The sequence below is a fragment of the Shewanella sp. Arc9-LZ genome (assembly GCF_010092445.1).
In the GTDB taxonomy this organism is placed as follows: Bacteria; Pseudomonadota; Gammaproteobacteria; order Enterobacterales; family Shewanellaceae; genus Shewanella.
Window position 1 is genome coordinate 2,064,040 of sequence record NZ_CP048031.1, and the last position, 25,512, is coordinate 2,089,551.

A 25,512-nucleotide genomic window follows, 5' to 3' on the forward strand; every position below is an offset into this window, starting at 1 on the left:
TAGTTTCGTAAAAGTCTAAGCCTATAAACGAATCGCGATGTTATTGGCGTGCAAGTATTGTTTTAACTCACCAATATCAATGATGCCTTTATGAAACACGCTTGCTGCTAATGCGGCATCAACCTTGGCAAGTTCAAACACTTCTTTAAAGTGCTCCATGGTGCCCGCACCGCCAGAAGCAATTAACGGTACATCGCAAATGGCGCGTACTATGCTGAGTTGTTTGATGTCATAACCACCGCGCACGCCGTCTTGGTTCATGACGTTCAATACAATCTCGCCACAACCGCGTTTTTGCACTTCTTCAACCCAATCCTGAGTATACCATTGAGTGTCTTTGGTAGCGGCTTCATCCCCGGTAAACTGTTTTACTTTGTAACTGTCAGTTGCAGCATCATAAAATGAGTCAATGCCGATAACGATACACTGGCGGCCAAACTCATCTTGTAGGCGTGATATTAAACTCGGGTCGCTTAATGCAGGCGAGTTAATCGATATTTTATCAGCACCAAAGGCGAGTTTTTCGCGTGCTTGCTCGATGGTTTTAATGCCCCCGGCGACACAAAACGGAATATCAATTTGTTCAGCAACGCGGCTTACCCAAGATTTATCGATAACCCGGTCGTGCGCGCTGGCGGTAATGTCATAAAACACTAACTCATCAGCGCCTTCTTCTGCATAACGGGCGGCGAGGGGAACGATGTCTCCAACAATCTCGTGATTGCGAAACTGCACCCCTTTAACCACTTTACCTTCGCGTACATCAAGACACGGAACTATGCGTTTGGCCAGCATTGTATTGCCTCCTTAACGGTAAATTGGTTAATCAGTAAAGCTTTACCGATAATAATGCCCGATGCTTTGCTGTCGCGTACAGCGGCAACATTGTCAAGTGTTGCAATGCCACCAGAGGCTTGCCAAAGGATATGGGGATACGTTGCGGCAAGTTCCGTGTAGAGCTCGGTATTGGCGCCTGTTAAGGTGCCATCACGGCTGATATCAGTCACTAAAGCATGCTTAAGACCGACGGTTTCAAATTCAGCCACTAACGACTCTAATGACTTACCGCCACCCGATTGCCAGCCCGATACCGCGACAATTTTGTCGCCGTTATCGTTAATATTGACATCAAGAGCCAAACAAATGGCATCGCTGCCGTATTTTACAAACCAACTTTTGACCAGTTTAGGCTCTTTGACTGCAAGAGAGCCTATCACCACACGTTTAACACCAATGGCTAATAATTCCGCGACTTGCTCTTCGCTGCGAATACCGCCGCCGACTTGAATATCAACATCAAGTCCCGCAGCAAGTTCAGCAATTAATTGAGTTTGGCGTTTATTCGGATCTTTAGCACCCGTTAAGTCAACGATATGCAGCAATTTTGCCCCTTGGGCTTGATAAGACTGCAATTGTACCAGTGGACTTAAGTCAAAGGTGGTCTGTTTGTCATAGTCACCTTGGTACAAGCGCACCACTTGGCCGTCAATTAAATCAATGGCAGGAATAATCACTGTGGTGTCCCCATGTTTAAGAAGTTCTGTAAAATTTGTGCGCCTACTTTGGCACTTTTTTCTGGGTGGAATTGCACCCCAAAAAAGTTTCCTTTACCAATGGCGGCACTGAATGACTCGCCATAAGTGCTGCTGGCTAGGGTGTACTCACTGATTGGCGCACGGTAGCTGTGAACAAAATACACGTAGCTGCCATTTTCAATGCCAACAAATAATGGGTGATCGCTCACCTCTATTTGATTCCAGCCCATGTGTGGCAGCGGTAAGCCTTTACTGTCTAGGTCGCCAATGTCTGTCGGCACTAATCCTAGACAGGTGATATTTTGCTCGCTGCGGCCGCCATGTTCATTAGACAATGATGCCAGCATTTGCATGCCTAAACACACGCCCATAACAGGTTGCGTTAAGCTTTTAATTAGCTCGATAAGGTTCTTTTGTTTTAGGGCATCCATGGCCGCACCAGCGGTGCCAACACCCGGTAGTACCACTCTTGCGGCGCTGCGGATGACATCAAAGTCAGCACTGACTAAGACATTGGCATTCAGACGCTCAAAAGCGAACCGTACAGAGCTTAAATTGGCACAGCCGGTATCAATAATCACGGTAAGATCATTGGTAGCGTTTGAAGTATTCGATACTTGTGTCACATGAACTCCTTACAGCACACCTTTGCTTGATGGCAGTATGTCACCTTCGACTTTCACCGCTTGGCGAAGCGTACGGCCTAACACTTTAAACAGTGCTTCTACTTTGTGGTGATCGTTATCGCCTTTCGATCCAATGTGCAAAGTGCAACGTAGGCCATCAGCGAATGAGCGGAAGAAGTGAGGCACCATTTCGATGGCCATTTCACCGACCATTTCACGATCAAAGTCAGCATTGAATTTTATGAATGGACGACCAGAAATGTCCATTAAACATTCGCCACTGGCTTCATCCATAGGTAAGCTAAAACCAAAACGAGCGATACCGCGTTTGTCGCCTAATGCCTGGCGAATGGCATCGCCAATAGCGAGGGCCGTGTCTTCTACGCTGTGGTGGTCGTCAATTTCTAGGTCGCCGTCAACATGCACGTCCATTTTAAAATTACCGTGGGTTTGAATTTGATCCAGCATATGGTCAAAAAAGCCAATCCCGGTTTCAATCTTACCTTTGCTTTGGTTGTCTAAGTCGATGGTGACTTTGATGTCGGTTTCTTTGGTGGTACGCACTACCGTTGCCACGCGACCTTTACTTAATAAAGCGCTGGTTATAGCATCCCAGTCGAGTGTTTGACGATTATATTTAAAGCTTTTAATGCCCATGGCATTAGCGAGCTCAACGTCAGTTTCACGATCGCCAATTACCGCGGATTCAGTAAAATCTACTTTACCTTGGGTTAAGTAGTCTTTTACTAAGCCAAGTTTAGGCTTACGACAGCTGCAGTTTTCATCATTAAAGTGTGGACAGATAACCACATCGTCAAAAACGACACCTTGGCTTGAAAAAATTTGCATCATCATGTCGTGCGGGGCATCAAAGTCTGCTTTTGGAAACGAAGGTGTGCCCAAACCGTCTTGATTGCTGACCATGACTAAACGGAAACCGGCTTTCTGCAATTTAAGTAACGCTGGGATCACTTGTGGTTCAAACACTAATTTAGCCAAACTATCGAGTTGTTTATCGATGGCTGGCTCTTCAACTAATGTACCGTCGCGGTCGATAAAAAGGATTTTCTGTTTCATGCTAACTACCTTAATGGTGATATCTAATTCTTATTTATGATGTATAGGGTATTGACCGATATGCAACGTGCACTAACGCACTAACGCACTAACGCACTAACGCACTAACGCATTAACCAAATAACTGAATAATCACATCGGTTTGTTTGGCTGATGTAAAGCTAAAACGAATCGCATCAGCAAGGCGTGGGTCTTTGTATGCTCGAGCAACCACGCCGGAATCGCTTAATCGTTTAGCGGCTGCTTGTACATCGTCAAATTGGGCTAAAACATAGTTACCGTTGGCAGGTAACACCTTAGCGCCATAGGCTGTTAATGCAACGCTTAAGCGTTTGCCTTGTTCAATTAAACTGGCGACTTGAGTTCGCATAGTGTCAATGCCAGCAGGACTTAACGCTTTTACCGCAAGGTCTGACACCGGTAATGGCACCGGGTAAGGGGCGATGACTCGCATGACTAAGTCAATAATGTCATCACTGGCGAGCATAAAGCCACAACGTGCACCTGCTAAAGCAAATGCTTTTGATAATGTGCGCAACACCACAAGGTTAGGGTAGGTGCCAAGTAAATCTGCCACGCTGTAGTCTGGGCAAAACTCAATGTAGGCTTCGTCTACCACCACAATAGCTTTAGGTGCTGCGTTAATAGCTTGTTCAATTTTGTCTTTTGCAATCACGGTGCCGGTTGGGTTATTTGGGTTACAAATAAATACAATTTTGGCATTGCCGATTTGTGTTGGCCACGCATCCGGTAACTGATATTCATCTGTTAAACTTAACGCTGTGACAGCTACATTAAAGGTTGCAGCACTAATTGAATACATTCCATAAGTTGGACCAAAACAAGCAATACTGTCGACAGCAGGGATACAAAATGTACGAATAAGTAATTCGATCGCTTCGTCGGCACCGCGACTGGCAATAATATTACTTGCCTTAACGCCTGAGTAACGGCTGTAAGCATTGATGAGTTCAGCAGGTTGGCATTCTGGGTAACGATTCACTTTATCAAGCGGGCTATTATTGAATGGCGATTCATTGGCGTTAATCCAAATATCACCGCGACCACCAATTCGTCTGGCACTCTGGTACGGGGTCAATGTCAATAATTCGGGTCTGGCCAACGTTTTTGGATCAAAAGGCGCAGCTAAGGTTTGGCTCATGGCGGTGTTCTCTACTTTCTACTCTAATAGGGTGCTAACTAGCGCTTAGCGATAGTGCTGACAATATGAATGACTCACTACTCACTACTCAAAACTGGCTAAACGAATGGCGATAGCATTTTTATGTGCATCTAATAATTCATTTTCTGCCAACACCATCACAGTGTTACCTAAAGTTTTAAGCCCTTGTTGGCTGAGCTCTTGCACTGTAAAACGTCGACTAAAATCGGCTAATGACAAACTTGAAACTGAACGGCTATAACCATAAGTCGGTAAAACATGGTTAGTACCACTAGCATAATCGCCCACAGACTCTGGGGTATAAGCGCCTAAAAAGACGGAGCCGGCACCGCGAACTTGTCTAAGCACGTCACGTGGGGCAGTAGTTTGAATAATTAAATGTTCTGGGCCATACAAATTAGACACTTTTGCAGCTTGCACCATATCGCTAACAATAATACTGCGGCTGCATTCTAGCGCTTGTGCGGCGATGTCTTTACGGCTCAACTGTGCTAATTGTTCAGTTAACGCTTGGTTGACTTGCTCTGCCAGTGTTAATGAGTCAGTCACTAACATTACTTGCGAGTCAACACCATGTTCTGCTTGGGATAATAAATCGGCCGCAACAAAACCAGGATTTGCATCTTTGTCGGCAATCACTAACACTTCAGACGGACCTGCAGGCATGTCTATTGACACACTAATACGGCTGTCCTGTGACACTAATCGTTTTGCTTCAGTCACATAACGATTACCCGGACCAAATATTTTATCTACGTTCGGCACCGACTCTGTCCCAAATGCTAATGCCGCAATGGCTTGGGCACCACCCACCTGGAAAATATCAGTAATACCACAGACATTGGCGGCATAAATAATCGCATCATTAATCGGCGGTGGACTGACTAACACACGCTTTTCGCAACCGGCAATTCTTGCTGGTAACGCCAACATCATTACTGTGGATATTAATGGAGCTGTACCACCGGGAATATATAAGCCGACTCGCTCGATGGGTTCACTGCGCAATTCACAACGAATTCCCGCTTGAGTTTCTATATCAACACCCTGAAACACCTGCGCCTTGTGAAAGGTTTCAATGTTGTTCACCGCTTGCGCAACAGCTTGTTTGACGTCGTCACCTACACGTGCACATGCTGCCGCAATGGCGTCAGTTGATAATGCGAGCTCAGTCAGTTCAACACCGTCAAATTGCTTGTTATAAGCCCGTAATGCGCTATCACCTTGAGCGTTGACTTGCTCAATAATGTCACGAACACGTTGCTCTACACTTGCATCACCAATTAATGGCGAACGCGCTAACGTTTGTCGTTGTTGTTCAGTAGATAAAGAAGCCCAATCGAGAATTTGCATTTGTGTTACCCCATCATTTTTTCAATAGGCATGACCAGAATTGAGCTTGCACCTAGTGCGGTTAATTCTTCCATAGTGTCCCAGAATAAATCTTCTGTGCTTACTACGTGAATTGCCACACGATTAGTGTCGTCATTAAGTGGTAATACGGTTGGGTTTTCAGCGCCTGGGAGTAGGGCAACAATTTGATCTAACGTTTCAATTGGAGCGTGCAATAAGATGTACTTACTTTCACGGGCACGGATAACGCCATTAATACGCGATAAGATTTTGTTGATTAGAGCTTGTTTTTCAGTAGATTGAGTTTTGTTTGATTGAATAATGCAAGCCATTGAGCGGTAAATGACTTCGGTTTCATACAAGCCGTTCGCTTCAAGGGTTGCACCGGTCGAGACTAAATCACAAATGCCATCTGACAATCCTGCCCGTGGCGCGACTTCAACAGAACCTTTAAGCATACAGTCGCTGTAGTTAATGCCTTTTTCTAGCATAAAACGACGCAGTAAGTTCGGGTAAGATGTCGCGATGCGCAGACCTTCTAGTGAGTTGGCATCTTTATATTCAAACTCATTAGGTACCGCGAGTGATAAACGACATGAACCAAAATCTAATTCACGTAATTTAGTGCATTCAGCCGGTTTACCTGCTAGTTGGCGCTCTATTTGTTCTTCTTCTAGAACGTTTTCACCGATAATACCTAGGTCGACAACTCCATCCATTACTAAGCCTGGAATATCATCATCACGAACGCGTAATAAGTCGATTGGCATGTTGTCTGCGTGTGCAATCAAGCGTTGCTCATTAACGTTAAATTTAACGCCACAGCTTTTCAGCAATTGTTGAGATTCTTTAGATAAACGGCCTGATTTCTGGATGGCTATACGTAAACGCTTTGACTCACTCATGTGATAATTCCTTATGTATTAAATATAAAATGTGTAAATTTAACTGCTTAAATAAAAATAAAAATTTAGAAAACAAAAAGCCCCTGAAATTCCTTCCAGGGGTTTATGTGAATAATTGTTCACCACCAGAAGGATATCGTCCTTCGGCAGTTAGCATCCGAAGGCTACCGCATATGGTGATGATGGTGGATTGTAGTCACTTGGATGTTCATTTCAGTACTCTTTATTTGCTATTAGTAAATCAGTTCAAATGAGGGATTATGCACTCATCTGATGTCGTGTATATCGACTTGCAGTTAACTTAACCGCATTTATGCTTGTTTGCAAGAGCGGATAAAGCATTAATGTTATTTAATTACCATATTTTTTGCATAAGATATGCTTTCTTGTCTGTTTGTGATCATTAGAGCCGATTAAGTAAAGCGTTAACAACACAACTGCTTAATATTTTAGCTATCGATGCCCTTGGGGATTAACCTCTACTTGTTGTTTGTCGATAAATGACTTTGAGAACTCAATAAATACAAAGGGTAGACCGTTAGCGTAATGACGCCTCCCATTTGGCACTCTACATCGCTTAGGTTAATGATACCGTTTAATGGCTTGATTCTTATGCAACAAGAGCCGTGTGCTAGTCGATTATTCAAGGGACAAACGATGTTTTAGTGTGATGAAACTTGTTCCTTTAGTCTTTATGAATCGCAATGTTTAAATCATATCGTTATAAGCCATTGAGTTTATTGGACGCTACTTATAAGCTGGCGTGTATTACGCTTTATTAATTTAGCTAACTTCTCGAGGTACGCACAGTATGAAGACCATTGATGTAGTGGCGCTTAGAGATGTTATGGACTTAATGCTCGATGCAGTATGTGTGGTTGATAAAGCAGGAAATTTTGTGTTTGTTAGTGCTGCATTTGAAGATATTTTTGGATACTCTCCTGACGAAGTGATAGGCAAACCTATGCTTGACCATGTTTATCCTGAAGACGGTATAAAGACACTTAAAGTCGTTGAATCATTGCTGAGTGGCAAAAAACTACCTCGTTTTGAAAATCGTTGGGTTCGTAAAGATGGCAAAATAATTGATATTCTTTGGTCGGCACGATGGTCTGAAGATCACCAGTTTAGAATTGCAGTTGCTCATGATATTACTGAACGAAAATTAATGGAGCAGCAACTTCATTACATTGCAGGACATGATCCATTAACAGAATTACCTAATAGAGCATTGTTGTTTGGGCGTTTACAAACATCGCTTGGACTGGCGCGTCGCGAAGGCTCTCATCTTTCTTTGTTATTTATCGACATTGATGGGTTTAAACATGTTAATGACAGCTATGGGCATCTTGTTGGTGACAAGCTACTTAAGAATATCGCTCAGCGTTTGCGTGATTGCGTTCGTAAATCAGATACGGTTGGACGTTTTGGTGGCGATGAATTTGTCGTTGTACTAAACGGTATTGATTCAGTTGATAGTGTGTTGTTTATTGCAGAGAATATTCGACTTGAACTGGAGAAAACTTATCAATTTGATAGCCTTAATTTGCAACTTTCACCGAGTATTGGTGTCGCTCGTTATCCCGATAATGGTGCTGATGAGCAGCAATTAATTCAATATGCAGATCAAGCTATGTATAGAGCAAAAAATGCTGGAGGGAACCGGATCGATACTGGTGTAGACCATCTTAAGTAGGGTTACGGTTTAGGGCCTGTTGATCTTTCAAGGCTGTTTTTGCAAAGATCAACAGGCCTTAGACATTAGCTCAAACTGTAACAAGAGTTATGTAACGAAATAGCCGTTCATCATTAATGGTAACCAGAACTATGGTTAACGATATGTTCTGCGCATAAAAACATAATGTACTCGATAGCTTTTAATATGATGATGTATTCATCTAGTTGTACAGATTAGGAAGAACATTTTAGTATGCGAAAAACCGATAAAAAAATCGATAATAAATTAAGAGAGGGGTTAACCGTCGTATGCGAACATGCACTGGATAGCTATCCTGGTTTTGCATGGATTACGCACGTCGTTGATTACACGACATTCCCCAAGAGCTTACGAATTATTTGTATATTTGATACTGAAACACAACTAACGCAATTTAATCAAAGTGGTCATAAAGCGCTACTGTTAACACTAATTCAACGCACCCTTGCTCAATACCAGATTGATCTCAAAGATATTAATCAACATGTTAGCTTTGATACTGAAACTGCTTGTGATCAGCAACATCATGGTAATTGGGCGTCGCGATTACATAATGCCAGTAGTATCGATAAAAACGGGCTATCTAAGCTGCACTAACGTTGTATTGGGATTTTGTTTAAGCTCTTGATATTTAATGTTAATTTTTTAACCGTTAACTCATTAGATTAAAGTTCTGTTGGTGATTATAAAAATGCAGTACATGGGCAAGCTCGTAATCTGCTTTGTTTAATTCACCATAAGCAAAATGTGGTGCCAAATCAGTTTTATATTGTTGAAAATCTTTTAAAGATTGTATCAGCCTAGCGAGTGCTTGATTAACATCAACACTGCGGTCTAACTCTGGCGCAGCAGGGATTGGTTCGGCTAAGTTATGAGACATTGCACCTTTAGTGACAAATGCGGTGAATGCCAGGGCTCCGACAGTTTGTTTAAAGAGTGCTGATTTATGCTCTGGAAACCCGCTCATTGAAAATTCAACACTTTGCGCGCAATGTGTAAACACTTCAGCACTGTTCCACTTGCCAGTGCTTAAACCTGCAAGTTGTTCGGTTGATAACATCGTTAACTTATTCAACTTGGCTAATAGTACAGCAATGTTCAGTTGTGTTGGATCATTGCCTTGGCTTAACCATAATGCACTGGCACCAGTTAATCCTACCGCAGCGCCTAACATTCCCACTTTTAAAAACTGTCTGCGTTGCATTATGTGGCCTTTTTGGTAGGCATTAACTTACTATTTAATGTCATCATCATAATCAACTTAACGACTGTGTGCATCTGTGTGGATTGCTTATTTCTATAACAAGATGTTAATTGCCGTGGCAATCAATAGAACAAGCTCGTTAGCCAAATAATCAAATGGCTACTCAAGGGTAAATAATATTCGATGATGTCAGCTGCAATTGTATTTGACTGCTTATTTCGGCTTTTTGACTGGCTGTTAAGAGGGTTGAGTTATCAATTGCTGTCATCGCTGCTCGTTTGTCAAACCCACTCCAGACATTGACGGTACTGGCAATAGATTCTAATCGAGTCGTGGCATCATTAATGCGTTCGGCTACATTAAACGCTTGTTGTGGATCTGTTTGGCTCAACTGGGCTGATCGTTGACGAAAAGCAATATCTTTGTTGTCATCGGACAGCGAGTTAATTACCTGCAAAAAATCGACTTCCGAATTTTCTGCGAGGGCGTAGCTAGCGTTAATGATAATATCCCGCTGAACATTCGCTTCATAATTATCTATTCGCGCTAGCATCATATTGGGTTCCACACTGGCTATTTCAGCTAAGGCACTGTTGAAATAATCTTGATTTAAATCGTAAGCTTGTTTTTGATTGTTTAAAAATACTAAAGCAGCTTCAGGATCTGTTTCTGCCATTTTTCGAGAGACAATATATATCCCGCTGGCACGTTGCTCTACGGCAATAGTATCTAACCAATCGACAGCATCTTGAGTATTCTTTTCAACCAACTGATATACCATCGATGTAATAAGATAATTAGTCGACTCATTTAATGGCAGTGATGAAATGAGATTGGCGGCTTCGTTAGGTGACTGTTCAATGTAGTAATACATGGTATTTAAGTACATTTTTAACGTTGATTGAGTTTCTGTTTGCAATTTTAACCATTCAAATGCGGCTATTGCATCGGTGTTGGCCCATGAGTCGACAATCGACATGATGATCGACGACTTCATTGGTTCTACTGCTAATAACTCTACATCGCTTAATGCTTGTTGCGGATTTACAGACGCTAAACCACGTAAATAACCGTCGAGTAATGATTCATATTGTTCAGTCGACTTTTGCTGTTCTAGCCATGAAATGACATTTGAAAATTGCATTTTCCCCGCTATTTCTAAAATTAATCCATATAAGTCTTCATGTTGCGTTTCTTCGGCAACGAGTAATGCTTCTAGAGGGTCTTGCTCGGCCAATTGCATGATGCGAAAAATCGACATGTAAGGCGTTTCATCATTGCCTAACGATGCCTTAAATGCTTCTCGGTCGTGAGTGTTCTGGGTTACATCATTTACCGAAGTAAGATTAGCTTGACCTACAGAGACAAATTTTGAAGTGTTGCCTTGTGGTGTTTTGGACAATAAATCGGCATGTTCGGTAGTGTCTGGGGTGTCACTAGGCCATATCAGCGGATAACTGATAAACCCGATACACCAACTTATAACCACTACAATTAACCATTTCATTATTGCTTTTCCTTAAGCTTATTGACTGTGTTCAAATATCTCTAGGGCTACGTTATTATGATGCCGTTAACATTGCAACGAATTATTCAGTAATAGATTTAATAAAAACGAGTTTAACTGACTAATTTTTATATTAATTTATCATCGACATTTAAATTTTGAGTTTGAATAAGTCATCATAGGTAAAACTGACAAAAACGAGACATTCCACTTAGAAAAAAATTAACCCGATATTATTTCGGATAATCTATGTTTATTTTTATCATCAACAAAATCGAGACCTGGATCTTATATTGCGACTAAAAATAAGGCTATCTTTACAGTAGTGTTTTTATAGAGCAATAACTTATGTTTCAGATTTTTTCTGATTTTGCATCTTGGCTTATATACAGTTTATTGGGGTTGTCGCCAGAGACCAAACTCGGAGATGCGCTGCATTTTTTTGTTGAAGACGTCACTAAAATTTTTGCTTTACTGCTGGTGATGATTTATTTCATTGCCCTCATCCGGGCTTCGTTAAATGTTGAGCGTGTCAGAGATTATTTAGCAGGTAAACACCGAGGATTAGGTTATTTAATGGGATCAGGTTTTGGTGTCATAACGCCATTCTGTTCTTGTTCGAGCATTCCTGTTTTTTTAGGTTTTACCTCTGCCGGGATCCCATTAGGGATCACCATGAGCTTTTTGATTACCTCGCCTTTAATCAACGAAGTCGCAATATTACTGCTTATGAGCTTATTGGGGCTCAAATTTACCTTATTGTATATTGCCGTTGGAATGAGCGTGGGAATGTTAGGCGGCCTGTTTCTTGACAGTATTAAGGCTGAACGTTGGCTACAGTCGTTTGCGGCCGAAGCCTTAAAACGTGGTCAGCAGAAGGGGGTTGGCAATACTGCTGATGATAGTGGCAAAGTGCAAACTATGTCATTGCTACAAAGGCATCAATTTGCCAAAACTGAGATGCTAGATATATTCGGCCGAGTGTGGAAATGGGTCATCATTGGGGTGGGTTTGGGCGCGGCGCTGCATGGCTTTGTACCGGACGGTTGGATTGAAGCGCATTTGGGCGACGGACAATGGTGGTCTGTTCCTGCTGCGGTGTTGCTCGGCATTCCACTTTATTCCAATGCGACAGGTGTTATTCCGATTATGGAAAGCCTTATTATCAATGGTTTACCAATAGGTACCACATTAGCATTTTGTATGAGCACTGTAGCGGCCAGTTTTCCTGAATTTATTTTGTTAAAGCAAGTCATGCAATGGCGTTTACTGGCAATATTATTTAGCCTTCTATTAGTTTCATTCACTTTAGTGGGGTGGATATTTAATGCATTTGCTCCGTTGCTATCATCTACGAATTAGTCACAAGGAACAATAAATGAAAATCATTAAAGTATTAGGTTCTGGTTGTAAAAAGTGTCTTGAAACTGCTGAGCTTGCCCAAGCTGTTGCTGATGAAAAGGGGGTTACAATAAAAATCGAAAAAGTGACCGATATGGCACAAATTATGGCTTATGACGTAATGAGTACGCCAGCGGTAGTGGTTGATGAAAAAGTGGTCCACAAAGGCAGTAAGCCCACCAAAGAACAGATGGCAATGTGGATATAGAAGATATGTTTTACGGATGATTTTGTGATGCCTGATATATTGTCATTTGACTTATTTGGTCAAAATCGGCCGAAAAAGTCACGAGCATAAGTGTTAAACGCAAGGTTACCAATGAAAAAGTGGTATTTGAATTCACCCCTGAACACCACATTCAAAACCTGTTCTCTGAATTACTAAAAAATAAACGTTTGATTATATTTTATACGAGTCAAGAAATGCTGAGTCACGCTGGTGGCCAGCATTTTTTGTTTCTGGTCTAAATTTAGTCAAATCATCGATATTGTTTATACAACTGCCTTTACAACTTTTGGTGATAAACAGTTGGAACATGATGCCGTTATAAGCATAATAGCCCAAATCACACTACATCAGCATTAGCGCGATAATTTGAGGATGCTTTGAGCTCTACACTTACCCAATCTGTAATCCATGAATTTAGCGATCGCGGTGCGTTAGCCAAACATGTGCATCATTACCACCACCGACAAAGTCAGACGGATATGGCCGTTGCGGTCAGTGACGCTATTGCTAAAAAGCATAATCTGATTTTAGAAGCGGGTACTGGTGTGGGTAAAACCTATGCGTATTTAATTCCGGCCTTACTCAGCGGCAAGCAAGTGGTTGTGAGTACCGGCAGTAAAAATCTGCAAGAGCAGCTATTCCTCAAAGATCTCCCCGCATTGCTTGCCATGTTAGATGTACATGTACCCATTGCGTTATTAAAAGGGCGTAACAATTATTTATGTCAGTTACGTCTTGAAAAGCAGATGCAAAATGCCAGTCAATTTAGTGAATATTATATTGATGATTTACTCAAGATTAACCAATGGGCACATTTAAGTAAAGATGGCGATATCGGCAATTTAACCTCGGTGGCAGAGCATTCAGAGGTTATTCCTAGCGTTGTGAGCACCAAAGAAACCTGTACGGGTAAAAAATGCGATCATTATGATGTGTGTTTTACCCGTAAAGCACGTATTAGGGCTATGGAGGCAAAAGTGGTGGTGGTTAATCACCATTTATTTTTTGCCGACCGCTTACTCAAAGACACCGGGTTTGCCGAGTTATTGCCAGATCCTGATGTGGTTATTTTTGATGAAGCCCATTTGGTGCCAGATATTTGCATTAACTACTTTGGCAGCCATATCTCCAGTCGCGAAATTGATCAGTTGCTTAATGGCATCATTAAAATACACAAACAACTCATTCGCGACAGTATTCAAATAGAGCAACTGTCGCAACGTGGGCTGTTGGCTTTGAGTGACTGGCACAACGCTATGTACGACAACCAAGTAACTGATTGGCGTAAAGTACTCGCCAATAAACACTTAGCGACAGTATCGTGGGCACTACAACAGGCACTTACCGACCTTACCAATGTAATGCGTCATCATCTTGGGCGTGAAGACCAACTCGACTTAGCGTTTGAACAATTGCATGAGCTTGCTGAAAAGCTACAAGACTATTTTGAATGCAAAGACATGCAAGCGGCTTATAGTGTCGAGTTAGGTCCGCGCTTTATCCTGTTAAGACTGAGTCCTATCAATGTGGCAAAACAATGCCAGCAGCTGTTTGATGCCAAAACTCGCTGGATTTTCACCTCGGCTACCTTACAAGTAAACCGAAGTTTGGGCCATTTTGCGACTGAGCTAGGCTTGTTATCAGCACAACAAATCATTTTAGACAGTCCATTTGATTACCCTAATCAAGCGGTATTTTGTGTACCGCGCCATTTAGGTAAAGTAGGGCAGTCGCAACATACGGTAAAACAATTAGTCGATGTGTGTATTCAAGCTATCAACGCGGCTCAAGGCCGTACGTTCATATTGTTTACTAGCCATCAAATGCTCGAACAAGTTGCATCCGCTTTACAAGGTAAAGTCGCTTATCCTTTACTGGTACAAGGCCAAGCCAGTAAACAAAGTTTGTTAAATAAATTTAGGCAGTTAGGTAATGCAGTATTACTCGGTACTAGCAGTTTTTGGGAAGGCGTCGATGTTCGCGGTAAGTTACTCAGCTGCGTGATTATCGATAAGTTGCCGTTTGTATCGCCAGATGATGCCTTATACAAAGCCCGTGCAGCCAATGCCGAACGTCAAGGGCTTGACCCCTTTGACCATATTTCTCTGCCACAAGCGGTCATAAGTTTAAAGCAAGGCGTCGGGCGGCTAATCCGTGATGAGAAAGACCGTGGTGTGCTTATTTTGTGCGATAACCGCATCGTTAACCGCGCTTATGGCCAGGCGTTTATTAATTCTTTGCCACCCATGCAACGCACACGTGACTTAGACCGTGCATTACAATTTTTAAAACAAATCCCTTAAGCTTTTTAAAACCGTACGCATCAGTTATCATATTGAGTCTATTTGATGTTTTTTTACTGGGTAACCCATCATAATGCCAAAGCCGTTAACCATCCTCGCTCTTGATACTTGCACTGAAACTTGCTCCGCTGCGTTAACCATTAATGGTGAGGTGTTTGCACTTATTGCTGATGCACCACGTGAGCATAGTCAACGATTATTACCTATGGTCGATGAAGTGCTAGCCCAAGCCCAAGTGACACTGGCCGATGTGGACATGATTGCCTATGGCCGCGGTCCTGGCAGTTTTACCGGTATTCGCATTTGTACCAGCATGACCCAAGGATTAGCCTTGGGACTCGACTTGCCGGTTATTGGCATTTCGACCTTAGCTGCTATGGCCCAATTAGCCATAACAGAGCAAGGTGCTACGCAAGTATTGTGCTGTATTGACGCCCGTATGAAGGAAGTCTATTGGGGCCAATACATTGCCAAAGACGGCATTGCTACCTTAGTAGGTCAAGAACACGTTAGCGCGCCAGAAGCGATTGAGTTAACCCTCGATACACAACAAAACATTAGTGTTTGTGGCACAGGCTTTGAAGCCTATCCACAATTATTAACGATAGCGCCACACATGACACCATGCACCCAAGCAACTTATCCAGATGCGAAAGCCATGTTAATTCTGGCACAACAAGGTTATCAACAAGGTTTGCATACTACTGTAGATGAACTTTCGCCTGTGTACCTTCGTGATACTGTTACGTGGAAAAAACTTCCGGGCCGAGAATAGCCATTCACGGCAATTTGACATAAAGTATAAGATTAAAATATAGGTAAACGGTGTCGTTAATGACGATAAATTCAGCATTATCAATGGCAAATAATCAATCAGGCCCAATTAGCCTGAGCCAAGCTGTTGCCGGTAATCGGCCGATCATAGCGGCCCACGAACCTATTATTGTTAATCCTGCTACTGTAGAAACTGAGGTTCAAGGGATTGAAGCTCGCAACATGGCCATTGTGGATGATTCAACTTTATCGGCCAAACAGCAAGCGCGTGTTGAATACGACCGTGAGACTTACAGTCAGCGTGGCGCTATAGCTCAGTATTTATCGACACAGCATTCTGCTAAAAGAGACGAAATTCAACAAATGGTTGGTATTGATTTATATGCCTAATGTGCCGTTGTCTGCAACACCCAGTCGTAGCCGTTTTGTGATTGAATTACTGTTGGCTTTTTTACTGACGCGATTCCCTTATATCTCTATACCTTTTAAATGGTTTGAAAGTTATTTTCACGAATTATCTCATGGCATCGCGACATTATTGACCGGTGGCTCGGTCAGTCATATTCAGCTATTTCCAAACGGCGCTGGCTTTTGTTTTAGCCAAGGCGGCAGCAGTATCTTAATCGCTTATGCGGGCTATTTTGGCGCCGCACTCTGGGGTTATTCGATATTTCTGATGGCAACGCAAAAACAGACCATTAGATTTACCCTGACTTTACTCGCGTTTACCGTGGCTGCATCGTTACTTTTTTGGGCTCGCGATGTGTTAACCATTGTTATACTCAGCGTATTGATAATACTTTTTTTGTTACCACTTAAATTAAAAAACAGTAGTCTGTTAAACACCTTACTGCGTATATTAGGGTTAATGATTATTTTAAATGCCATGGCAAGTCCGATGGTATTATTGGGGTTAAGCGGTCAAGGTGATGCGGTTATGTTAGCTAAAATGACTTGGCTACCTGCATGGTTATGGGTAATAACATGGCTCGCCTTTAGCGGGTTTATGTTGTTGCTCTGTTGGCGTAAAGTTGATCGAAAAAAGGGAGTGTCAAAATGAAACGTAACATGATGTTAGGAGCCTTAATTGGCTTATCAAGTTTAGGTATGTCGACCGCAATATACGCAGCCGATAATATGCCCGATAAAAAAGTGACGGCACCGAAGGTTAGTTCTGCCCTTGCTAAAGCAGTGGCCAGCGAGTTTCGTACTGCAGATAATAAACTACGTGACCAATATCGTCATCCTGCTGAAACATTAGCGTTTTTTGATATTAAGCCTGAACAAACTGTGATTGAACTATGGCCAGGTGGTGGTTGGTATGCTGAAATTTTAGCGCCATATCTAGCTGAAAAAGGCCAATATGTAGCTGCTAATTTTGAAACTAATCCTGCAACAGACACGAATCAAAGTGCTTATTACAAATCAGCTGGTTTAAAGTTTGAAAAATGGGTTAACGATAACAAAGCCAGTGTAGGCAATGTACAGTTTGTAACGCTTGATCCACCGGCTAAGTTTTCATTGGGTAAAGATAATTCTGCAGACCACGTATTAACATTCCGTAACTTGCACAATTGGGCAATGAAAGGAGAGTTGGAAGGTGTGTTTAAAGCCGCTCATGACGTGTTAAAAGTTGGAGGCTCATTAGGCATTGTTGAACATCGTGCCAATATCGGTATGGCTGCAGAAAGTGGCTATATGGATCAAAATCAAATGGTTGAGTTGGCCAATAAATACGGTTTTGAATTAACCGGCAGCTCTGAAGTGAATGCCAATCCTAAAGACACTAAAGATTATCAAAAAGGTGTGTGGACATTACCACCGCGTTTAGCTATGGGCGATCAAGATAAACAGAAGTATCTTGATATTGGTGAAAGTGACCGTATGACAATCAAATTTACCAAAATAGCCGCTAAATAATTTTTGTAAAGTGAGCCAACAATGTTGAACATTGATGTAGAAGAAATTCAATTGCCGTTGGCTCATATTACTCTTGCAGCTAAACGTTATGGTCAAGCCGACAAGCCAGTGATTTTGGCTTTGCATGGTTGGCTTGATAATGTCGACAGTTTTATCCCCTTAGCGCAGGCCTTTGCTCAGCAAGGGTTATTCGATAAATTTCAACTGATGTGCATCGATTGGCCAGGGCATGGATTATCAGATCATCGCCCAGGGCGTTATCCGTTGCATTGGGTTGATTATATTTACGATCTGCAAGCCGTGATCCATACCCTGTCACAAGAAACGGGTCCCATTATCTTATTGGGCCATTCGCTCGGCGGCATTGTGGCGTCAGCTTACAATGCATGTCTTGCTGACAACATCCATAAACTCATATTAATAGAAGCCCTAGCACCGTTATCTGAATCTGCCACACAAGCTAAAGATCGCTTACGAAAAGGCTTACAGCAACAACAACGCTTTAATCGTCAACTAGCCAGAGTCACTCCAACGTATTCTTCAATGGATACTGCGATTCAGGCTCGCCATCAACTCACTGGATTAGCATTACCATGGTGCGAAATGATCACCAAACGTAATATGGCCGCCACTGATGGCCACTATTCTTGGCGTAGTGATCCTCGGTTAAAATTAGACTCACTTAACCGTTTTACCTTTGAACAGGTTGACGCTTTGATGACAATAAGTGACACGCCTTCGTTACTCATTGTTGGCCATGATGGCTATAAACAATTAACAGTATCAACAGAGCAAGCCAATAAATGGTTTTCCAATATTGATATTGTTCATTTAGCCGGAGACCATCATCTTCACATGGGGAATGCCGACCTGGTTGCTAAATCGATTGGAGCATTTATTCTAAATAGCCGTTAGCCATAGGTGAAAACGCTGTTATTTTTAGTTTATTTATGTGATTATGATCGAAAATTAAAACACTTGTATGATTTAGTTCATGACAAGCAACATAATAAAGCCTGCGAAAACAATATTAATGATACGCAGACAATAAAATATTTTACCACTGACGGGGAATGCACGTCTTAGCACAGTGGGCATTATTAGGAGACACCTGTGGACCAGCCTTGGATTAATAATTTACCTGAACATGTTCCGGCCGAAATCGACCCATCTCAATTCAGTTCTTTAGTACACATGTTCGAAGATGCAGTAGCAAAATATGCTGACCAACCTGCATTTATTAACATGGGTGCGACGATGACGTACCGTAAACTCGAAGAGCGAAGTCGAGCATTTGCTGCATATTTACAAAACGAACTGCACTTAAATAAAGGCGACCGTGTTGCCATTATGATGCCCAATTTGCTGCAATATCCTATTGCTCTGTTTGGTATTTTACGTGCGGGTATGGTGGTGGTTAATGTTAACCCACTGTATACGCCACGGGAATTAAAACATCAATTAGTCGATTCGGGTGCAAGAGCCATCATTGTGGTGTCTAACTTTGCTAACACTCTAGAAGAAGTTGTTGATCAAACACCAATAGAGTCGGTCATTATCACTAACCTTGGTGATCAGCTCAGCGCACCCAAACGCACCTTAGTGAATTTTGTTGTTAAATACATTAAAAGATTAGTACCAAAATATCATTTACCGCATGCATTATCATTTCGCGATGCGCTCTCTAAAGGCCGACGCCTGCAGTACATTAAAGCCGATATTAGTGGCGAGGATTTGGCCTTTTTACAGTATACCGGTGGAACTACAGGGGTATCTAAAGGTGCCATGTTAAGCCATAAAAACGTAGTAAGTAACGTTTTACAAGCTAGTGGCGCTTATTCTCCAACGCTTGATGATGGTGCTGAGTTTGTGGTGACAGCATTGCCTCTTTACCATATCTTCGCACTGACAGTTAACTGTTTATTGTTTTTACACAAAGGCAGTAAAAATCTTCTGATCACTAACCCTCGAGATATCCCAGCATTTGTGGGTGAACTTAGAAAGTACCCGTTTACGGTATTGACGGGTGTTAATACCTTATTCAATGCTTTGGTTAATAATGAAGAATTTACTCAACTTGATTTTTCTGGTTTAAAATTGTCTATTGGCGGCGGGATGGCGGTGCAGCGCGCCGTTGCTGATAAATGGCAAAACCTTACTAAGACACGTTTACTCGAAGGCTATGGTTTAACTGAAGCATCACCATTGGTCACATGCTGCCCATATAATCTCAGTGGGTACAATGGCTCTATTGGTTTTCCTGCGCCTTCAACCTTCATTCAGATACGTGATGATGATGGTAAAGTATTAGCCCAGGGTGAAACCGGTGAGTTGTATGCTCAAGGCCCGCAAGTGATGCAAGGCTATTGGCAGCGTCCGGAAGAAACGGCCAGTGTGATTGATAAAAACGGTTGGTTAGCCACTGGTGATATTGGTTATATGGATGAAAAAGGTTTCTTTTTCATTGTCGATCGTAAAAAAGACATGATTTTAGTATCAGGTTTTAACGTATTTCCGAATGAAGTAGAAGAGGTTGTTGCCCTACACCCTAAAGTTATCGAAGTCGCTGCTGTTGGCGTTCCCAATGATGCCAGTGGCGAGTTAGTGAAGATTTTTGTGGTAGCAAAAGACAAATCATTAACCGAAGAAGAACTGATTAAGCACTGCCGTCATCATTTAACGGGATATAAAGTTCCTAAGCTGGTAGAATTTAGAGACGAATTACCGAAAACCAATGTGGGTAAAATTTTACGCCGACAACTTCGAGATGAAGTTAACAAAGCGTAAAATCAAAGCCGGCAACTAAGCCGGCTTTTTTATGTTTGGTTGTTATCAGCTTATCGTATTGCTCACACCTTTTTTTAGCGGAGCCTATTTTGTTAACGTTTGAATATATCAGTGATGATGCCAGCCTGTTGTCATTAGTTGAACAATACCAACAAAGCACCTTGCTGGTGCTAGATACTGAGTTTGTCCGCACTCGAACCTATTATGCTAAATTAGGCCTTATTCAAGCCTATGATGGCAAAACTTTAGCCTTAATTGATCCGGTTGCGATTACCGATTTAAGCCCATTTTGGCAGTTATTAACTGACCAAAATATTGTCAAATTAGTGCATTCATGCAGTGAAGATCTCGAGGTGTTTGCTCATTATGGTGAATGCCAACCAAGCCCTTTATTTGATAGCCAAATAGCGGCAAGCTTTGCTGGTTTAGGCCACGGATTAGGTTATGCCAAGCTCGTTGACGCATGCTTGCAAGTCGAAATAGATAAAGGCGAATCACGTACGGATTGGATGAATCGTCCACTGTCTGATGCGCAATTACAGTATGCGGCTAATGATGTGTTTTATTTATATCAATTATACCCTCAGCTGCAACAGAAGCTTGCTGCGGACAATCGTCTTGAATGGTTGTTTGAAGAAGGTCAGCGTATGACAGAAGGGCGCATGTCATTGCCAGAAGGCGACAGCGTTTACCTTAAAGTCAAAAATGCATTTCAATTATCGAGTCAGCAGCTAGCCTATTTAAAAGTATTGGCGAAATGGCGTCTAGCCAAAGCGGTAAGCCGCAATCTAGCGCTGGGTTTTGTGGTAAAAGACCATGCATTAATTGCATTAGCCAAAAAACAACCGACCACACTGGCGGAATTGAATAGTTTAAATGACTTAACAGATCAAGAGAAACGTATTCACGGCAAAGATTTATTAACAGTTATGGCGACGGCAGATTTAATTAATCTACCTGAAGAAGTTGATGTTGTTGCGCTTAAGTCAGGTTATAAATCAGCTTTTAAAGAAGTTAAAACAGTCTTAACTGAATTATGTGAGCGTGAAAATGTCGCATTAGAATTTGTTGGTTCTAAGCGCCATATTCATGAATTTCTATTATGGTTGTATCACAACAAACAAACACCAACACCGATACTCTTGGTCGGTTGGCGTGGGCAGTTGGTAGGTGATTTACTAGAGCCAGTGCGCTTTAGTTAATTCAGCTTTAGTTAATGCAATTTATCAACATACCAAAAAAGGATACTCGCATAATGCCAGTATCCTTTTTTGTGTTAAGCAGAGTAGGGTGACCTTGGCTGATTACTTTGAATCAGGTAAGGTAACGTTTAACTCTAACACCGATAAATTGTCATCGTTTTGGTCAAGTTGCACAGAGACTTGGTCATCTGATATTTGCACATACTTACGGATCACTTCGATGATTTCTTGTTTCATCTTTGGGAAATAATCAGGTGCACCACGTTCACCACGTTGATGAGCCACAATAATTTGTAATCGTTCTTTTGCCAATGATGCGGTATTGGGCTTTTTACTGCTTCTAAAATAATCAAGTATCGACATAGTTAGCTCCCAAATATCCTTTTAAGGAATCCCTTTTTTTCTTCTGTAATAAATCGAACAGGTACATCATCACCTAATAAGCGTGCAACCGTATCGCCATAAGCTAAACCTGCATCACTTTCTTGATCAATAATGACCGGTACACCAGAGTTTGACGCCTTCAGTACCGATTGAGACTCAGGGATCACACCGAGTAATTCAATGGCTAATATTTCCTTCACATCCTCAACACTGAGCATTTCACCCGTTTTGACCCGCGCAGGAGAGTAACGAGTTAACAATAAATATTCTTTTATGGGCTCTAAAGACAATTCCGCACGACGTGAACGGCTCTGCAGCATGCCTAATATACGATCTGAGTCACGTACAGAACTCACTTCAGGGTTAGTGGTAACAATCGCGATGTCGGCAAAGTAAAGCGCCATCATGGCACCTTGTTCAATACCCGCTGGTGAATCACAAACAATATAATCGAAATCTTTGGCTAAATTCTCAAGTACCCGGCCAACGCCTTCTTTAGTGAGCGCATCTTTATCGCGTGTTTGAGACGCGGGTAAGATAAACAGTTTGTCGCAGCGTTTATCTTTAATTAACGCTTGGTTCAAATTAGCTTCACCATTAATGACGTTAACAAAATCATATACGACTCTGCGTTCACAACCCATAATCAAATCAAGATTACGTAACCCAATATCAAAATCGATAACGACAGTTTTCTTTCCTTTTAAGGCCAATCCGGTGGCAATTGCTGCACTGGATGTTGTTTTACCCACACCGCCTTTACCTGATGTGACAACAATAATTTGCGCCATTTATATTTATATCCTTGTATTTGCCGATTATTGGGGCAATGATTCAACAGTAAGAGATGCGCCTTCAAGGCGAACACAGCCTCTTTGACTTAGATCGTATTGTTGCAAATGTTCTGTCAACCAATACTGTCCAGCAATCGATACTAATTCTGCTTCTAACGAGTTAGCGATAATCACACTTTGATTATCTCCCGCAGCACCCGCCATGGCTTTCCCACGAAGAGCACCATATATATGGATGCTACCATCAGCAATGACTTCAGCGCCATTACCAACCGCACCAAAAATGATTAAATCAGCATTTTGTGCGTATATTTGTTGTCCAGAACGCACATTTTGTTTAACAATTTTAGTTGCTCGTACAGGCAACTCAGCTTTGCGGGCTTGTTTACCCGATTTAACCACTGCAATTGCCATACTTTTTGCTTGTTCAATTTGTTCTGGGCTGGCATCGGTAATGCCTACAATAATAAGATTTCGGTCAATTAATAATTGTTTTAGTGCATTAAAATCAATGTGAGTATGCTGAATGGCTGATAAATTTAATACCAAGGGGGCGCCCAAAAAAAACTGGGGAGCTTGAGCCAATTTGTTGTCTAATTCAGCCGCAATGATATCGAGATCGTTATGATTGATATGCAGTACTGATAAGGTAAAAGACGTGGCCTTTAATTCGAGATTTTGTTTAGCCATCCCGGCGTGATTCTCCAATACTTCAGCGATAAACTGATTTACAATTATTTTCTTGTGCCACCATGTTATAGTGTGCTTAGTTGACTATCAAGTTTGAACCTTTGGAAATTTACACTAAAATGATATGTGCAGTATATAAAAGCGGTCGAAGAGCAGATACTTACCTTTTTGTCAAAAAACGTGATGTATTTGATGACGTTCCTGAACCGTTAATGGAAATGTTTGGTTCAAAGACATTAGTGATGATTGTACCTTTATCTAAACGAGATCATTTAGGTATCGCTGATATTGACAAAGTTAAGTCAGCATTAGTAGAAAAAGGCTATTACTTGCAAATACCACCACCGCAAATTAATTTACTCGAACAACATAAACAAGAATTAGCTTTTAAGAAATAAGCTCATTCTTAAAGGAGTAATCAAGACGAATATGATTCAAAAAATCATTTTATGTGCATTTTGTTACTTCATTTGTTCTAATATTGCCATGGCAGAAGACAGCCGTGGCGAATTTTCCGACTATTTGTTGGAACTACAACAAAGGGCAATAGCCACTGGCGTTAATCAACTGACAGCAGAACGCTATATTGCTAATATTAAAATCTTCAAAAAAGCCAGCCTCAATACCCATTCAGATGAATCACAAACATTAGAACACTTTATTCCCCAAGCTGTACCTGAAATTACCGTGAGTACAGCCAGAGCAATGTTTCAGCAACATGAATCACAAATAGAAAATATTAGCCGAACTTATCAAGTTCAGTCCCGATTCCTGATGGCATTATGGGGGATGAACTCTCGATTTGGAGAGCGAACAGGACGTTTTTCTGGGTTATCTGTTTTAGCCTCACTGGCTTATAAAGGCGATAAAGAAGCTTTTTACATTAATGAATTTATTGCAGCGCTCAAGCTAATCGAACAAAAAAATATTACCGAAGATTTATTGCAAAGTTCTTCATCAGGGGCGATGGGACAGATGCAAATGATGCCTAGCCAGATACTCCAATACGGTATAGATGCCGATAAAGATGGCATCATTGATGTTTGGAGCAGTATGGATGATGCCTTTGCATCTACGGCTAATATGCTACATCAACAAGATTGGCAATATGATTCTACGTGGGGAAGACAGGTAAAAACGACAATGATGTTAGATCCAAACTTACTTGGTTTACAATCACATCACACATTTCCAGATTGGCAAGCCTATGGTGTCAGGCGTTTTGATGGTGCAGATTTACCCCAACGTAATGACATGGAAGTATCATTAATTGCGCCGGATGGACCCAAAGGCCGCTTTTATTTAACTTATAATAATTTTCGATTATTACATCAATTTAATAATTCTTTGTACGATACGCTGGCAATAACCTACCTTTCTGAGAAAATTAAACAGTAAATTGTACCGTTTTAGGTGTAAAATGCGTGAAAATTTAGACAATAAACTACTTTAGACATAAAATGATGACTCAGTTTTGGATAACCACACCTTTAGAAAACATGACCCCCGAACAATGGGAGTCTCTTTGTGACGGCTGCGGTAAGTGCTGTCTAAATAAAATCATCGATGATGAAACGGATGAACTTTATTATACCAATGCCGCCTGCCATCTATTGGACAACGATACTTGTGGTTGCCGTAGATATCCTGATCGTTTTACTTATGTGCCTGAATGTACTGCCATTACGCCTGAGAATATTGCTGAGCTGACTTGGTTACCCGATAGCTGTGCTTACCGACGTTTGCATGTTGGCAAAGGCTTACCTAGCTGGCATCCGTTATTGACTGGAAATAAACAGGCTATGCATGCAGCGGGTATTTCGGTACAAGGTAAAACCGTAAACGAAATGAAAGTGAAGTATTTGGAAGACTGTATTGTACTGTGGCCGATGCTAGACGTTGAATAATCAATTCTTCAAAT

27 protein-coding genes are annotated in these 25,512 nt (G+C 41.6%); 15 read left to right on the forward strand and 12 right to left on the reverse strand.

The genetic code is table 11. From position 1 onward, the window contains the following. Positions 1 to 21 precede the first annotated feature (21 nt). The 7 genes from hisF to hisG form a co-directional block, all read right to left on the reverse strand. On the reverse strand, positions 22 to 795 hold the full coding sequence (gene hisF, locus GUY17_RS08935) for an imidazole glycerol phosphate synthase subunit HisF (RefSeq protein ID WP_162022919.1): 774 nt from the start codon (positions 793 to 795) through the stop codon (positions 22 to 24). Continuing rightward, positions 777 to 1,514: a 1-(5-phosphoribosyl)-5-[(5-phosphoribosylamino)methylideneamino]imidazole-4-carboxamide isomerase gene (hisA, locus tag GUY17_RS08940; RefSeq protein WP_101087559.1), complete on the reverse strand. Its 738-nt coding sequence runs from the start codon at positions 1,512 to 1,514 to the stop codon at positions 777 to 779. Before hisA ends, hisF begins: the two co-directional genes overlap by 19 nt. Beyond that, the gene (hisH, locus tag GUY17_RS08945; RefSeq protein WP_162022920.1) at positions 1,511 to 2,161 is read right to left on the reverse strand and encodes an imidazole glycerol phosphate synthase subunit HisH; all 651 of its coding nucleotides are present in this window, start codon (positions 2,159 to 2,161) and stop codon (positions 1,511 to 1,513) included. Before hisH ends, hisA begins: the two co-directional genes overlap by 4 nt. 9 nt (positions 2,162 to 2,170) lie before the next feature. Then, a complete protein-coding gene (hisB, locus tag GUY17_RS08950; protein ID WP_101087561.1) occupies positions 2,171 to 3,238 on the reverse strand; it encodes a bifunctional histidinol-phosphatase/imidazoleglycerol-phosphate dehydratase HisB in 1,068 nt (355 codons plus the stop codon). A 112-nt stretch (positions 3,239 to 3,350) separates the two neighbouring features. After that, complete coding sequence (hisC, locus tag GUY17_RS08955) at positions 3,351 to 4,400, reverse strand: histidinol-phosphate transaminase (RefSeq protein WP_162022921.1); 1,050 nt, start codon at positions 4,398 to 4,400, stop codon at positions 3,351 to 3,353. Between the two features lie 84 nt (positions 4,401 to 4,484). Continuing rightward, positions 4,485 to 5,774: a histidinol dehydrogenase gene (gene hisD / locus GUY17_RS08960; protein ID WP_162022922.1), complete on the reverse strand. Its 1,290-nt coding sequence runs from the start codon at positions 5,772 to 5,774 to the stop codon at positions 4,485 to 4,487. A 5-nt stretch (positions 5,775 to 5,779) separates the two neighbouring features. Further along, positions 5,780 to 6,679 carry an ATP phosphoribosyltransferase gene (gene hisG / locus GUY17_RS08965; RefSeq protein ID WP_101087564.1) on the reverse strand — a complete coding sequence of 300 codons (900 nt, stop codon included), beginning with the start codon at positions 6,677 to 6,679 and terminating at the stop codon, positions 5,780 to 5,782. 811 nt (positions 6,680 to 7,490) lie between these two features. On the opposite strand from hisG, the gene GUY17_RS08970 reads away from it, so the two are divergent. Together GUY17_RS08970 and GUY17_RS08975 are read left to right on the forward strand one after the other, a co-directional pair. Beyond that, positions 7,491 to 8,375, forward strand: coding sequence for a diguanylate cyclase (locus GUY17_RS08970; protein ID WP_101087565.1), 885 nt, complete (start codon positions 7,491 to 7,493; stop codon positions 8,373 to 8,375). A 234-nt stretch (positions 8,376 to 8,609) separates the two neighbouring features. After that, positions 8,610 to 8,993 (forward strand): Fis family transcriptional regulator, encoded by a 384-nt coding sequence (locus tag GUY17_RS08975; protein WP_162022923.1) that lies wholly within the window; start codon positions 8,610 to 8,612, stop codon positions 8,991 to 8,993. 55 nt (positions 8,994 to 9,048) lie between these two features. On the opposite strand, the gene GUY17_RS08980 is transcribed toward GUY17_RS08975, so the two are convergent. Continuing rightward, entirely contained in the window at positions 9,049 to 9,600 is a 552-nt protein-coding gene (locus GUY17_RS08980) for a DUF1569 domain-containing protein (RefSeq protein WP_162022924.1), read from the reverse strand. Positions 9,601 to 9,763: 163 nt separating this feature from the next. After that, positions 9,764 to 11,107, reverse strand: a complete 1,344-nt coding sequence (locus tag GUY17_RS08985; RefSeq protein ID WP_162022925.1) for a hypothetical protein — start codon at positions 11,105 to 11,107, stop codon at positions 9,764 to 9,766. 348 nt (positions 11,108 to 11,455) lie between these two features. On the opposite strand from GUY17_RS08985, the gene GUY17_RS08990 reads away from it, so the two are divergent. The 10 genes from GUY17_RS08990 to rnd all read left to right on the forward strand — a co-directional run bounded on the left by GUY17_RS08990 (position 11,456) and on the right by rnd (position 21,723). Next, positions 11,456 to 12,469, forward strand: coding sequence for a permease (locus GUY17_RS08990; protein ID WP_162022926.1), 1,014 nt, complete (start codon positions 11,456 to 11,458; stop codon positions 12,467 to 12,469). A gap of 16 nt (positions 12,470 to 12,485) precedes the next feature. Further along, the gene (locus GUY17_RS08995) at positions 12,486 to 12,716 is read left to right on the forward strand and encodes a thioredoxin family protein (protein WP_162022927.1); all 231 of its coding nucleotides are present in this window, start codon (positions 12,486 to 12,488) and stop codon (positions 12,714 to 12,716) included. 398 nt (positions 12,717 to 13,114) lie between these two features. Next, positions 13,115 to 15,040 carry an ATP-dependent DNA helicase gene (locus GUY17_RS09000; protein WP_162022928.1) on the forward strand — a complete coding sequence of 642 codons (1,926 nt, stop codon included), beginning with the start codon at positions 13,115 to 13,117 and terminating at the stop codon, positions 15,038 to 15,040. A 73-nt stretch (positions 15,041 to 15,113) separates the two neighbouring features. Then, entirely contained in the window at positions 15,114 to 15,815 is a 702-nt protein-coding gene (tsaB, locus tag GUY17_RS09005; RefSeq protein ID WP_162022929.1) for a tRNA (adenosine(37)-N6)-threonylcarbamoyltransferase complex dimerization subunit type 1 TsaB, read from the forward strand. 59 nt (positions 15,816 to 15,874) lie between these two features. Beyond that, on the forward strand, positions 15,875 to 16,204 hold the full coding sequence (locus GUY17_RS09010) for a hypothetical protein (protein ID WP_059745362.1): 330 nt from the start codon (positions 15,875 to 15,877) through the stop codon (positions 16,202 to 16,204). Beyond that, positions 16,197 to 16,874, forward strand: a complete 678-nt coding sequence (locus GUY17_RS09015) for a M50 family metallopeptidase (RefSeq protein WP_101087575.1) — start codon at positions 16,197 to 16,199, stop codon at positions 16,872 to 16,874. The genes GUY17_RS09010 and GUY17_RS09015 overlap by 8 nt, the downstream gene beginning before the upstream one ends. 77 nt (positions 16,875 to 16,951) lie before the next feature. Beyond that, a complete protein-coding gene (locus GUY17_RS09020; protein WP_254439929.1) occupies positions 16,952 to 17,734 on the forward strand; it encodes a class I SAM-dependent methyltransferase in 783 nt (260 codons plus the stop codon). Positions 17,735 to 17,755: 21 nt separating this feature from the next. Further along, positions 17,756 to 18,649 (forward strand): alpha/beta fold hydrolase, encoded by an 894-nt coding sequence (locus GUY17_RS09025; protein ID WP_162022931.1) that lies wholly within the window; start codon positions 17,756 to 17,758, stop codon positions 18,647 to 18,649. Between the two features lie 198 nt (positions 18,650 to 18,847). Further along, positions 18,848 to 20,521, forward strand: a complete 1,674-nt coding sequence (fadD, locus tag GUY17_RS09030; protein WP_101087578.1) for a long-chain-fatty-acid--CoA ligase FadD — start codon at positions 18,848 to 18,850, stop codon at positions 20,519 to 20,521. Between the two features lie 89 nt (positions 20,522 to 20,610). Next, positions 20,611 to 21,723, forward strand: coding sequence for a ribonuclease D (rnd, locus tag GUY17_RS09035; protein WP_101087579.1), 1,113 nt, complete (start codon positions 20,611 to 20,613; stop codon positions 21,721 to 21,723). Between the two features lie 102 nt (positions 21,724 to 21,825). On the opposite strand, the gene minE is transcribed toward rnd, so the two are convergent. Genes minE through minC form a run of 3 tightly spaced genes read right to left on the reverse strand, consistent with a single transcriptional unit; the run spans position 21,826 to position 23,591 of the window. Then, a complete protein-coding gene (gene minE, locus GUY17_RS09040) occupies positions 21,826 to 22,086 on the reverse strand; it encodes a cell division topological specificity factor MinE (protein WP_011637201.1) in 261 nt (86 codons plus the stop codon). Between the two features lie 2 nt (positions 22,087 to 22,088). Continuing rightward, the gene (gene minD, locus GUY17_RS09045; RefSeq protein ID WP_011637202.1) at positions 22,089 to 22,898 is read right to left on the reverse strand and encodes a septum site-determining protein MinD; all 810 of its coding nucleotides are present in this window, start codon (positions 22,896 to 22,898) and stop codon (positions 22,089 to 22,091) included. Between the two features lie 27 nt (positions 22,899 to 22,925). Then, positions 22,926 to 23,591, reverse strand: a complete 666-nt coding sequence (minC, locus tag GUY17_RS09050; RefSeq protein WP_101087580.1) for a septum site-determining protein MinC — start codon at positions 23,589 to 23,591, stop codon at positions 22,926 to 22,928. Positions 23,592 to 23,710: 119 nt separating this feature from the next. On the opposite strand from minC, the gene GUY17_RS09055 reads away from it, so the two are divergent. From GUY17_RS09055 to GUY17_RS09065, 3 genes are all read left to right on the forward strand, one after another. Beyond that, positions 23,711 to 23,989, forward strand: coding sequence for a YcgL domain-containing protein (locus tag GUY17_RS09055; protein WP_101087581.1), 279 nt, complete (start codon positions 23,711 to 23,713; stop codon positions 23,987 to 23,989). A gap of 31 nt (positions 23,990 to 24,020) precedes the next feature. Beyond that, positions 24,021 to 24,989 (forward strand): lytic transglycosylase domain-containing protein, encoded by a 969-nt coding sequence (locus GUY17_RS09060; RefSeq protein WP_162022932.1) that lies wholly within the window; start codon positions 24,021 to 24,023, stop codon positions 24,987 to 24,989. A gap of 62 nt (positions 24,990 to 25,051) precedes the next feature. Beyond that, the gene (locus tag GUY17_RS09065) at positions 25,052 to 25,498 is read left to right on the forward strand and encodes a YcgN family cysteine cluster protein (RefSeq protein WP_162022933.1); all 447 of its coding nucleotides are present in this window, start codon (positions 25,052 to 25,054) and stop codon (positions 25,496 to 25,498) included. Positions 25,499 to 25,512: the final 14 nt, after the last annotated feature.